Origin of the sequence: Xanthomonas euroxanthea (assembly GCF_900476395.1) — a bacterium.
GTDB classification, from domain to species: domain Bacteria; phylum Pseudomonadota; class Gammaproteobacteria; order Xanthomonadales; family Xanthomonadaceae; genus Xanthomonas; species Xanthomonas euroxanthea.
Genome location: NZ_UIHB01000005.1, coordinates 667,318 through 680,065, shown reverse-complemented (window position 1 = coordinate 680,065; position 12,748 = coordinate 667,318). Strand labels below are relative to the sequence as shown.

The following is a 12,748-nucleotide window of genomic DNA, read 5'->3' as shown; positions in this document are numbered from 1 at the left end:
CCGATACCGCACAGGTAGCAGACCCTATGCGGGCAGTTGACCTCCAGATAGCGGCGGGCGCGCGGTAGTCTGAAGGCCGGCCAGCCCCAGGAGCGCCAGGCGGGTTGCCTGGCGGTTGGTTTGGCCCATCGGCGGACACGCACAGGCGGCTTGCGGTTGCCAAGCCGGCGGGTGTGCGCGAGCGTCAGCCGCCGGCCATGCGTCTGCCCCCTACTCCTTCGGCGTGATCCACACCTGCTGCTGCAGGCCGCGCACGCCGGGCTTGGCGGTGCTGTCCAGGTCGAACACCACCACGGTGTTGTCGCCCTTGCGCTGGAACGGGGCCGGGAAATACAACGCCCGCTGCGGGCCGATGGCCCAGTGGCGGCCCAGGTTGACGCCGTTGGCCCAGGTCACGCCCTTGCCGAAGGCGCGCATGTCCAGGTAGGTGTCGGCCGGTGTGCCGATGCGCAGCGTGCCGCGATGGAAGGCGGGGCCTGCGATGGCGTTGCGGGTCCAGCCGCGGATGCTGTCGGGCGAGCGCATCGGCAACGGGAAGGCCTGCCAGCCGGTGAGCTGCCGGTTGTCCAGCAGCACCGGGTCGACCAGCCCGGCGCGGCCGTCGGCCATGCGTGGCCCGTAGTTGATGCGGCCGCTGTTTTCAACCAGGACATCCAGTGTGTGCTGGCCTGCAGGAATATCCACATCGGTGGAGACCTGCTGCAGCCGGCGTTCGACACTGCCGACCGGCTTCTGATCGACGTACACCCGCGCCACATCGCGCACCTCGCCCAGGTACAGCGGCCCCTTGCGCGGGCCGGTGACGGTGGTGCGGTAGAGGATGTAGCCGTAATCCTGGCCGAAGTGCTCCATCGGCTGCGGGGTGTCGATGGCGATCGGTGCGGGCAGGTTGTCCCACAGCGAGGCGGATTCGCGCAGCGGCGTTTCCGGCAGGGCCGCCGTGTCGATCGGTGCCGGCAGCGCCGGCGGCTGCTCGCCGGTGACCCGGGCGATGGCCTCGCGCATCAGCGCGAACTTGGGCGTGGGGCGGCCGGCTTCGTCCAGGATGGCGTCGTAGTCGTAGCTGGTGGTCTGCGGGGCGTAATGGTCGCTGGGGTTGCCCTGGAAATTGGCACCATTCATGAAGCCGAAACTGGTGCCGCCGATGAACATGTAGAGATTGGCCGAGTGGCCCTGGCGCAGGATCCACTCCAGCTCTTCGGTCTGTTGCTTGGCATCGGTGCTGGCGTGCGGCTTGCCCCAATGGTCGAACCAGCCGGCCCAGTATTCGCCGACCATGCGCGGTTGCCCGGGGCGGAACTTGATCAGTTTGTCGAACGCACTCTTGGCCTCGCCGGGGGCGAAGTTCACCACCGCCAGGGTGTCCGGCAAGGTGCCGTTGGCGAGCATGTCGGCGCCATCGGAGGTGAACAGCAAGGCGTCGTCGAAGCCGGCCTTGACGTACATGGCGCGGTTGTCGGCCATGTAGGCATGGTCGTCGTCGTAGGAGCCGTATTCGTTCTCGACCTGCACGGCGATGATCGGCCCGCCGTTGTGGTTGAGCAACGGATGCACCTGTTGGGACACCGCATCCAGGTAGGCCTGGCTGGCGGCCAGAAAACGCGGGTCGCGGCTGCGCACGCGGATGTTGTCCTTGCCGAACAACCAGGCCGGGTAGCCGCCGGCTTCCCACTCGGCACAGGTGTAGGGGCCGGGACGCAGGATCACGTTGAGGCCTTGCGCGGCGGCTTCGCGCACGAACGCGGCCACGTCGTTGTTGCCGGAAAAATCGAACCGGCCTTGCTGCGGTTCGACCAGGTTCCAGAACACGTAGGTCTCCACCGTGTTCAAGCCCAGTGCGCGCGCCTTCTGCAGGCGGTCCTTCCAGTAGGCGCGCGGGATGCGCTGGAAATGGATGGCGCCGGAGAGCAGTTGATACGGCTTGCCGTCGCGCACGAACTGCGTGCCTTGCGTGCCGAAGCTGGGCCAGGTGTCGGCGTGGGTGTCTGCGGCATTGGCGGCGGCGGGAAGTGCCAGCGCGAGGGCGAGGACGAGGGGGCTGAGGGTGCTACGCAACATGGGCAATTCCCGGCGGTGACGAGTGACTGGTGACGATGGGGGTGGATTGGTTTTTGCGTGAGGCCGCTTGCGTGTTGGCCCTCATCCGCCCTTCGGGCACCTTCTCCCGCTCGCGGGAGAAGGAAAAGCAAGCCTCCCGCTTGCGGGAGAAGGAAAAGCAAGCCTTCCGCTTGCGGGAGAAGGAAAGGCAAGCCTCCCGCTGCGGGAAAGGGAAGGGCGGCCTCCCATTGCGATTGGCGCGATGCCGGGCAAGTACGCTATGCGAACGACGGCGGTAGATCCTCCTTGTTCGCGCCGAAGGCCGGATTCGGCTTGGCGCCCATCGTGAATTCCAGCGTGCCGCCGGCGGCCAGATCGGCATGTCGCATCCAGCTGCGGTTGATCGGCTTGCCGTTCCAGGTCAGCGACTGCACATACACGTTCTGCGCGCTGTTGTTGTTGGCCACGATGCGCAGCGTGCGGCCGTTGCCGACATCCAGTTCTGCGCGCTTGAACAGCGGGCTGCCGAGAACGTAGTTGCCGCTGACCGGGTCCACTGCGTACAACCCGAGCGCGCTGAGCACGAACCAGGCGCTCATCTGCCCGCAATCCTCGTTGCCGGACAGGCCATTGCGCGCATCGTGGTACTGCTCGCGCAGCAGCCGGCGCACCATGGCCTGGGTCTTGTACGGCTGGCCCGCGTAGGCGAACAGGTAGGCTACGTGATGGCTGGGCTCGTTGCCGTGCGCGTACTGGCCGACCAGGCCGTCGATATCCGGTGGCGCATCGGCCGGCAGCTCGGAACTGGTGGAAAACAGTTCGTCGAGCTTGGCCACGAAGCCGTCGCGGCCGCCGTACAGGTCCATGTAACCGTACAGGTCGTGCTGGTTGAGGAAGGTGGCCTGCCAGGCGTTGGACTCGGTGAAGTCGCGCCATTTGCTGATGTGGCCCATGCCGCGCGGGTCGAACGGGGTGGCCCAGCGGCCGTCTTCCAGCCGCGCCTGCACGAAGCCGCTGTCGCGATTGAACACGTTGCGGTAGTTGCGCGAGCGCTCGCGCAGTGCGCGTGCATCGTCAATGGCACCGCCGGCCTGTGCCAGGTGCGCGCAGGCCCAGTCGTCATAGGCGTATTCCAGCGTGCGGCTGACCGCTTCGTCCACCTTGTCGGCGGGGATGTAACCGAGTTTGCGGTAGTCCGCCAGGCCGTGGGTGGTGTCGTCCATCGCGCGCTTGCGGTACGCCGGCCAGGCGGCTGTGTAGTCGATGCCGGTGAAGCCCTTGGCATGCGCTTCGGCCAGCACCACTGCGGAGTGGTAGCCGATCATGCAGCCGGTTTCCACGCCTTGCAGCGGCCAGATGCCCACGCCGTCCGGGCATTCGTTGGCGCCGCGCACCAGGCACTGCACCAGGTCCGGCACGCGCTCGGGTTGTACCAGGGTGAGCAGCGGATGCGCGGCGCGGTAGGTGTCCCACAACGAGTAGGTGCTGTAGTTGTTGTAGCCCTTGGGTGCGGTGTGGATCTGCAGGTCCATGCCACGGTAACGGCCATCCACGTCGCTGAAGAGGGTGGGCGCGAGCAGGCTGTGATACAGGCCGGTGTAGAAGATGCTGCGTTGCGCATCGTCATCGCTGTCGATGCGCACGCGTGCCAGTTCCTTCTCCCAGGCAGCCACGGCCTGCGCGTGCACGCGGGCGAAGTCGAAATCGGGCAGCTCGGCATCCAGGTTGGCCAGCGCATTGTCGGCGCTGACGGCGGAGATGCCGACCTTGATCAGCAGCGGTGCGTCGGATGCATCGGGAAAGTGCAACGCGGCCTTGAGGTGGCTACCGTCGCGGCTGCGCGTGCCGGCAGGCAGCGCTTGATCTTCGTCGTACAGCTGCACGCTGGCGAACGGCCGCGACAGCCGCAGGGCAAAGTAGATGTAGCGCCCCTTGGCCCACTGGTGGACGCGGCGCCCGCCTGTGATGGTCTGTGCATCGACCACGCGCAGCTGCGCATCGCTCACGCGGGTGGGGATGCCGGGCTTGTCCTGCATGCCGTGGCACAGGTCCAGCAGCACGTGCGCCGGCTTGCCCTTGGGGAAGTGGTAACGGTGCAGGCCGGCGCGCGTGGTGGCGGTGAGCTCGGCATGCACGCCGCTGTCCTTGAGCCGCACGCGGTAGTAGCCGGGCGAGGCGGCTTCATCGCCGTGGTCGTAGCGCGAGCGGTAGCCGCTGTCCGGCGCATCGAGTGCGCCCGGCACCAGCTTGACCTCGCCGGTGGCCGGCACCAGCAGGACGTCCAGCATGTCGCCGATGCCGGTGCCGGACAGATGCGTGTGCGAAAAGCCCATGATCGAGCCGTCGGACTCGTGGTAGCCGGAGCACGAATCCCAGACCGCGTTGTAGGTGTCCGGGCTCAGCTGCACCATGCCGAACGGCAGCGTCGCACCGGGAAAGGTGTGGCCATGGCCGCCGGTGCCGATGAACACATCGACATGGCGGGTGAGCTCGGCGCGGGCGCGCGCATCGGCAGGCAGTGCGTAGTTGCCGGCGCGCGCGCGGGCAAGCCCGGGCAGGCCGGTGCTGCCGAACAGGGCTGCTGCGATGGCGCCTTGGAGAAAACCGCGTCGTGTTGCCATGGTGTGGTCTCTGAATTTGCGGGCCGATGCCGGGGCACCCTCATCCGCCCGTCGGGCACCTTCTCCCGGCGGGAGAAGGGAACATCAAGCGCTGCGCCGTGTCTGCCCGGGATGGCAGATCGCGCGCTTCGAACCATCAGCTACTGCGCAGCAGCTGGGGTTTGCGTTGGTGCAGGTCGATGATCAGTTCGCCGAACAAGGTGTTGGCCCAGGCGAACCAGTCGCGGGTGAAGGTGCTCGGGTTGTCCTTGTCGAAGGCTTCGTGCATGAAGCCGGTGCCGGCATGGGTGGTCTTCAGCCACTGCAGGCATTGGCGCAACTGTGCATCGTCGTCGCTGACCAGCGCGTACTGGATGATCGACATCGGCCAGATCGTGCCCATGCCGCTGTGCGGGCTGCCGACGCCTTCGGCCGCACGGCCGCGCGAGAAGTACGGATTGCGTTCGCTCCAGGCCAGCTGGCGGGTGCGCAGGAACACCGGGTCGGCGCGGTCGCAGCAGCCCAGGTAGGCCAGGCTGAGCAGGCCGGGGGCGTTGGCGTCGTCGATGAACAACTGGTTGCCGTAACCGTCCACTTCGAACGCCCAGTACGCCTGGCCGTCGCTGTCGCGCAGTTGGCCGAACTGGCGCGTTGCCGTTTCCACCTCGTCGGCCAGCGCGGTGCAGTCGGCGGCGAACGCGGCATCGCGATGCAAGGCCGTGCTCATCGTCGCCAGCTGCCGCAGCGAGGCCACCGCGAACAGGTTGGCCGGCACGAACAGCGGATACACGCAGGCATCGTCGGAGGGGCGGAACATCGAGTGGATCATGCCGTTGGGCCGGGTCGGCTGGCCGTAGCCTTCCAGCACCAGCGTTTCGGTCGCCAGCGGCGAGGGCCGCTGGAACACGTAAGGGCCGCGGTTGTCCTTGCGCTGCTGCTCGCGGAAGGTCCTGACCACCACGTGCATTGCCGCGCGCCAGTCGTCGTCGAACGGGGCGGCATCGCCGGTGGCGCGCCAGTATTCGTGCGCGATGCGGATCGGGTAGCACAGCGAATCGATTTCCCACTTGCGCTCGCCCACGCCGGGCTTCATCTCGGTGATGTCGTTGAGCGACCACTTCAGGCGTTGGGTCTGGCCATCGGGCAGGAAGGCGTTGGCATACGGGTCGAGCCGGATGCAGGCGGCCTGGCGCTGGATCAGGCCATGGAACATGCGCCGCAACGCAGGGTCGCGCCTGGCCAGCGGCACGTAGGGATGCACCTGGGCGGAGGAGTCGCGCAGCCACATCGCGTGGATGTCGCCGGTGATGACGAAGGTGTCCGGCTTGCCGTTGCGGGTGCCGGTTTCCACCGTGGTGTCCAGTGTGTTGGGGTAGCAGTTCTCGAACAGCCAGGCCAGCTCGGGATCGGCGATGCGCGCCTTGATCTGCACGATCTGCTGCTCGACCGCCTTGCTGACGAAGCGGCGCTGCGGCTTGGGTGGGCGCTTGCTGACGAAGGTGCCGGCGGCCGTGGAGGTGCCGGCGGCGAAGGCGGGCAGTGCGCCGGCCAGCAAGCCGGCGCCCGCGCTGGCGCCGAGCAGCTGAAGGATGTCGCGGCGGGTGTGCATGAGCTGGAACTCCCTGGATTTCAGCAAGCGGTCGACGCAGCGGACATCGTTCCATCGGCGGCATCACGTGCCCGGCCGATGATGAGACCTATGCATGACCAATTCCCGATGACCATACAACGTGTGCGCCGAATGTGCATAGTGCGTCCGCACAATTCGGCGCCGTATGCGTGGCCTGCGGCAATGGTGGTGGTGGCTGGTCACGTCTATTGCGGTCGTACGACATCGCCTGCCTGCCGTGCAACCACGGTCATCGCGGTGGAAACGTGCGGCGGGATCGGCAGGCCGGCACGGCGCCGACCGGCCTGGTAGTGGAGCCGGGGCGTGCCGCCTCGCCTGATCTCGGCAATGTCGCTGACCGCAACGTCCTTCCGCTGCCCTATGCAACAGGCGCCAGCCCTCATAGCCGACGCCGTTGCCTGACGCACCCCCACCGCTCATTTCGGCAATGGCGAACGGCCCGAGATCGAAAACGCTGCCGCCTCGCCGACCGCGCCGGTACCGGGTTGGCCGCCGCCGACAAACAGCGTGTAATCGCCGGCTTCCACCGCACGCTGCCCGCTGCGATCCACATCGCTCAGGGCGCGCGCATCGAGGGTGAAGGTGAGCGTGCGCTGCTCGCCCGGCTGCAGGTGCACACGCTGGAAGCCGACCAGGCTGCGCAACGGCGACTGCGGGCGCTGCGGATATTGCAGATACACCTGCGCCACCTCATCGCCGGCGCGCGTGCCGGTGTTGCGCACGGTGGCGGTCACCTGCAACGCACTGCCAGCTTGCAGGGTTGCCGTGGACAGCTGCGGCGCGCTGTAGGCAAAGCTGGTGTAGCTCAAGCCATAGCCGAACGGAAACAGCGGCTCGCCCTTGAAGTAGCGGTAGGTGCGGCCCTTCATGTCGTAGCTGACGTAGGGCGGCAGGTCCTTGGTGGAGCGATAGAAGGTCACCGGCAGGCGCCCGCCGGGGGTGTCGTCGCCGGCCAGCATGCGCGCGATCGCGGTGCCGCCGGACTGGCCCGGGTACCACGCCGCCACGATCGCGTCGGCATGGGCCTTGGCCCAGTTCAATGCCACCGCGCTGCCGCTCATCAGCACCACCACCAGCGGCTTGCCGGAGGCCTTGGCGCGTTCGAGCAGCGCCTGCTGCGGAGCGGGCAGGGCGATGTCGTTGCGGTCGCCGCCATCGAAGCCGGGCACGTCGATGCGCAGTTCCTCGCCTTCCACATCCGGCGACAGGCCGACGAAGGCCACCACCGCATCGGCCTGCGCCACCGCCTGCTCGGCTTCGGCCAGTTGCGCCGCCGCCGGTGCCAGCCACTCCAGGCGCAGGCCCTGGTCCTGGCCGCGGTGCTCCATTTCCAGACGGATTCTGCGCGGGCGGGTGTCGTCGAAGTGCAGCACGGTTTCCACGCTGCGGCCATCGGCGTTGTGCATGCCGGCCGGCACGTGCTTGTCTTCGGCATTGCCGGCGACCACCAGCTTGTCGTCGATGTACAGCCGCACCGGATCGTGGCCGGCGCAATCGAAGCAGCGCGCCACCCGTACCGCCAGCGTGTAGTCGCCCGCGCTCGGCGGCAACAACTCGCCGCTCCAGCGCACCGCATAGCGATCGGCCGGCACGCCCTTGGCGGGTGCGACCTGGTCCCAGTTGAAACTCACCACACGGTCCTGCCGCACCACGCGCGCAGCACCGGTCATCTCGACGTTGTCGAAATATTCGCCACGCAATCCCGGCTTGCCGTCGCTGCGCAGCGCGGTTTCCGGAATCATGCCCGGCACGCCGGCGGCCAACGGTGCACCTTGCGCATAGCTCACCTGCTGGGTGCCGAAGCGCTGGCGCAGGCCGAGCAAGGGCGTCACCGGCTCGGACGAGGTGCCCTGATAGTTGGCTTCCAGCGCCGCCAGGGCATCGGCGTTCGGGCCGATCACCGCCAGCCGCGTGCCGGGTTTCAGCGGTAGCGTGCCGGCATCGTTCTTGAGCAATACGATCGATTCGGCGGCGGCCTTCAGCGCCAACGCGCGGTTGGTCGCGTTGTCGATGTCCTTGGCGCCGAGTCTGGCATACGGATCCTTGCGCGGGGCTTCCAGCTCACCCAGGCGATAGCGCGCCGCGAACAGGCGCACCAATGACTGGTCGAGCAGGGCTTCGTCCACTTCGCCACGTGCGATGGCCGTGCCCAGGGCGCGATACGCGTAGCCGCAGTTGAGATCGTGCCCGGCCTTGAGCGATGCGGCCGAGGAGCCGGCATTGTCCGGGCGGAAGTAATGGAACTGGGTCATGTCGTCCACCGCATCGCAGTCGGACACCACGAAGCCCCTGAAGCCCCAGTCACCACGTACGCGGCCGTTGAGCAGCCAGTCGGCGGCGCAGGCCGGCGTGCCGTGTAGCGAGTTGTATGCGCACATCACCGAGCCGGCCTGGCCGTCGATCAAGGCGGCGCGGAAGGCGGGCGTGTAGGTCGCCTCCACATCGCGCGGCGACACGTCCACGTCGAAGCTGTGCCGGCCCGGCTCCGGGCCGCTGTGCACGGCGATGTGCTTGGGCGTGGCGATGGTGCGCGGGTGATTGAGGTCCTCGCCCTGCAACCCGCGAATGAAGCCCACCGCCAGTTGCCCGGTGAGGAAGGGATCCTCGCCGTAGGTTTCCATGCCACGGCCCCAGCGCGGGTCGCGGAAGATGTTGATGTTGGGCGACCAGATGGTCAGGCCCGCGTAGCGCTTGTGGTCCTTTCCCGGGCCGCCGGCCTGGTTGAACTTGGCGCGCGCCTCGGTCGACACCACCGTGCCCACCTGCTGCATCAACGCGGTGTTCCAGCTGGCGGCCAGGCCGATCGCCTGCGGAAACACCGTGGCGTAGCCATTGCGGGCGATGCCGTGCAGGCCTTCGCTCCACCATTCGTAGGCGGGGATGCCCAGGCGCGGAATCGCCGGCGCGTCGTTCATCGCCTGCGCGACCTTTTCCTCGCGGCTCATCTGCGCCACCAGCGCGGCGGCGCGCTGCTCCGGCGTGCTGCTGCGGTCGGCGGGCGCGGCGTGCGCGATGCAGGGCAGGCCCAGGCTCAGGCTCAGCCCCAGTGCCATGGCAAGACGCGATACAAACACGGATGACATCGATTCACTCCTGCGCAGCGGCGAGATTCGCCCGGCGTCGTTCTGGTGTTGCCGCAGGGGCTGCGGCGGGTTGAGGATCTGGCGTGGCGGCGTCATGCGCGCCATCGCCCGTGGTGGATGTTGCTGTTACCGCGGCGGGCCCTCATCCGCCCCTGCGGGGCACCTTCTCCCGCCCGCGGGAGAAGGACACCCAACGCGGGACGAGGCCGGGCGAGGGAGGAGAGGGGCGCGCCTTGGGAGAGGGCACGCACGGCAGGAGATCACGTCGTTTTCCTAAGGTGGATGCGATGCAAGGGTGCGAAGAGTGCGTATGACAGGAAACCAAATCTGCGGGAGACGCCCTACGCGCGAAACGCAGACGCGGACCAAGCGCATGCATGGACGGAGATCGAGTCCTTCTCCCGCCTGGCGGGGAGACGCCCTACGCGCGAAACGCATACGCGACCAAGCGCATGCATGAGCGGACAGCAAGTGCTTCTCCCGCCGGGCGGGAGACGCCATACGCGCGAAACGCATCCGCGGAACAAGCGCATGCACGAGCGGACAGCGAGTCCTTCTTCCGCCGGGCGGGAGGCGCCCTACGCGTGAGATGCAGACGCGGACCAAGCGCATGCATGGACGGAGATTGAGTCCTTCTCCCGCCTGGCGGGAGAAGGTGCCCGAAGGGCGGATGAGGGCCAGCTCGCCGCTCATTTCGCCGCTGCTGCCTCCGGCGGTTCCGGCGGCGCGCCTGCCAGCGTCGATGCCAGGTCGCGCACCTGCAACGCAGACTGCACCTGCGCCATTGACAGCTTGCTGGACACGTGCAGCGTCAGCGGTTCGCCCGGCAGCAGGTCGAAGGCGTTATCGGCCACACTGACGTCCAGGTCGCCGAACGACAGCCACACCTCGCGCGCCAGCGTGTCGCTGGACAGCGTCAGCGCATAGCCATCGCCATCGGCGCGCCACTGGCTGTCGATCTTCGCGGTCGGCAAGGCCAGCTGTTTGGCCGGCGCGAAGAACACCACCTCGCGCGACAGTAGCTTGGCGCCATCGAACAATTCGAACACCGCGTAAGTGCGTTTCGGATCGGCACTGCCCAGCAATTGCTTGTCGCTGAAGTTGCCCACCTGCAGGCTGCTGAGCGGCTTGACGGTGGCCTTTTCCTCGCGCTTGCTCAGCAGCTTGCCGTCCATGCCCATCACCCGCATGCGCCAGCGGGCCGCCAGCGGAGTGGTGCGGTCGGACACCAGCGACACCTCGGTCTGGCCGTTGTCATTACGCAATGCGGCGATCAGCTCCGGCGCATAGAAGCGGCGGGCGTGGTACTGCAGCGCCTTCCAGCGGCCGTAGTAGTCCACGCTGGACCACGACGCACCCGGCCACACATCGTTGAGCTGCCAGTACAACGAGCCCATCGACTGCGGGCGCGCGGCGCGCAGATGCGAGGCGGCCAGGTTGATGCCCTCGGCCTGCATCAGCTGGCTCAGGTAGACGAAGCTCTCGAAATCCTTGGGCTCGCCGAATTCGCGACGGATGTACAGCATCAGCCGCTTGTTGCCGTTGCCCTTGTCGAACTTCTGATGCACGCGCATCACCGGCGATTCCGGGTCCATGTCGCCGGGTTCGGCGAAGGCACGCACGGTGCGCATGTCCGGGAACGACTGCAGGCCGTACTCGGACATGAAACGCGGGGTGACATTGAGATATTCGGTCACCGGCAGCGCGGGGCCGCCCCAGACCTTCCAGTAATGCATGTCGCCATCGGTGGCCTGGTCGGCGGCGCCATCGAAGTTGGTGCCCGGCGAGGTGGACCAGTACGGCACGTCGCTGTCGTAGGTGGCCACCACCTCGCGGAACACGGTGCCGAACAAGGTGGTCATGCCGCGCTCGATGCGGCTGCGTTCTTCCGGGTCCACCGACTGCTTGAACTTGACCCGGTCGCCCCAGTTTTCCCAGCCGGTCTGCACTTCGTTGTTGCCGCACCACAGCACGATGCTGGGATGGTCGCGCAGGCGCTTGACCTGTTCAATTGCTTCTTGCCGGGTGTTCTCGCGGAACTCCACGTCGTACGGCGGCACGGCGCCGCCGAACATGAAGTCCTGCCAGATCATGATGCCCAGCTCGTCGGCCACCTCGTAGAAACGGTCGTCCTGGTAATGCCCGCCGCCCCACATGCGCAGCATGTTCATGTTGGCATCGCGCGCATCCTGCAAGGTGCTGCGCATACGCTCGGCAGTAACGCGCGCGGGGAAGGCATCCAGCGGGATCAGGTTGGCGCCCTTGGCGAAGATCGGGATGCCGTTGATCACGATCTCCATGCTCTTGCCCCAGGTGTCCTTTTCGCGGCGCAGCTCCACCGAGCGCAGGCCGGTGACGCGCTTGATCTGCTGGCTGTCGCCATCGGCGTCGCGCACGCTGGCCACGAAGGTGTAGCGGTCCTGCGCGCCGTAGCCGGCCGGGAACCAGCGCTTGGGCTTGGCGATACGCACCGGCAGATCGATGCGGTTCTGGCCCGGGTCGACCACCGCCTGCTGGGTGAATTGCCCAACTTTCTGCCCATCCGGACCCAGCACGTCCAGCGTCACCTGCACCGGCCCGCTGCGGCCGGCCTGCAGTTCCAGCTGCGCCTGCAATTGCGCGCTGTCGGCGTCGACGCGTTGCTGGGCGATATGCAGCCCGTCCACGCGCACCGCATCCCAGGCTTCCACGCGCACATCCTTCCAGATGCCGGCGTTGACCATGCGCGGGCCCCAGTCCCAGCCATAGCTATACGGCGCCTTGCGCACGTAGGTGGAGCTGTGGCGCGATTCGGGCTCGTCGCCGAAGGCCGAATCGTAGGCGCCCGGCAGCGCGTACGGCTGCTTGGCCAGCCACGGCTGGATCTTCTTGATCGGCGAGAACAGCTTGACCTCGAGCACGTTGTCGCCGCGCTTGAGCAGCGGTTTGGCATCCACCCGCCACTGCCGGAACATGTTGTCGGCGCTCAGCAGCGGCTTGCCGTTGAGGGTGACTTCGGCAAAGGTGTCCAGGCCGTCGAACACCAGTTCGACATGCGCGCGCTTGAGCGTGGCCGCATCCACGTTGAAGCGGGTCTGGTATTGCCAGTCGCTCAGGCCCGCCCACTGGATCTTGCCTTCGTTGTCGCGATAGAACGGGTCCGGCACGATCTTGGCGGCGATCAGATCGGTCTGCACCGCGCCCGGCACCTGCGCCGGCAACCAGGCCGCCGCTTTCGGATACGTCCTGGCCTGTTCCTGGCCCGGCACCAACCGCACCTGCCAGCCGCTGTCCAGGGGCATTGCCGTGGGCGGAGCCGCCCAGGCCTGCGAGATGGCAAAGGCCAGGGCTAGCCCGAGGCGGGCGGGGGCAGGAATGCAACGATGGCGGGACAGGGGCATGGGTGACTCTCCTTGGAT

General features: G+C 67.4%; 5 protein-coding genes. All 5 read right to left on the bottom strand.

Annotation, left to right across the window (positions count from 1 at the left end; all coding sequences use genetic code 11):
- Positions 1-210 precede the first annotated feature (210 nt).
- The 5 genes from CPBF1521_RS17145 to CPBF1521_RS17125 all read right to left on the bottom strand — a co-directional run bounded on the left by CPBF1521_RS17145 (position 211) and on the right by CPBF1521_RS17125 (position 12,730).
- Positions 211-2,058, bottom strand: coding sequence for a glycoside hydrolase family 35 protein (locus CPBF1521_RS17145; protein ID WP_115677706.1), 1,848 nt, complete (start codon positions 2,056-2,058; stop codon positions 211-213).
- 257 nt (positions 2,059-2,315) lie between these two features.
- Entirely contained in the window at positions 2,316-4,658 is a 2,343-nt protein-coding gene (locus CPBF1521_RS17140; RefSeq protein ID WP_115677705.1) for a GH92 family glycosyl hydrolase, read from the bottom strand.
- 136 nt (positions 4,659-4,794) lie between these two features.
- Positions 4,795-6,246, bottom strand: a complete 1,452-nt coding sequence (locus CPBF1521_RS17135) for a glycoside hydrolase family 125 protein (protein ID WP_115677704.1) — start codon at positions 6,244-6,246, stop codon at positions 4,795-4,797.
- Between the two features lie 437 nt (positions 6,247-6,683).
- Positions 6,684-9,350 (bottom strand): glycoside hydrolase family 3 C-terminal domain-containing protein, encoded by a 2,667-nt coding sequence (locus CPBF1521_RS17130; protein WP_115677768.1) that lies wholly within the window; start codon positions 9,348-9,350, stop codon positions 6,684-6,686.
- 689 nt (positions 9,351-10,039) lie between these two features.
- The gene (locus tag CPBF1521_RS17125; protein ID WP_181901268.1) at positions 10,040-12,730 is read right to left on the bottom strand and encodes a beta-mannosidase; all 2,691 of its coding nucleotides are present in this window, start codon (positions 12,728-12,730) and stop codon (positions 10,040-10,042) included.
- Between the last annotated feature and the right edge of the window lie 18 nt (positions 12,731-12,748).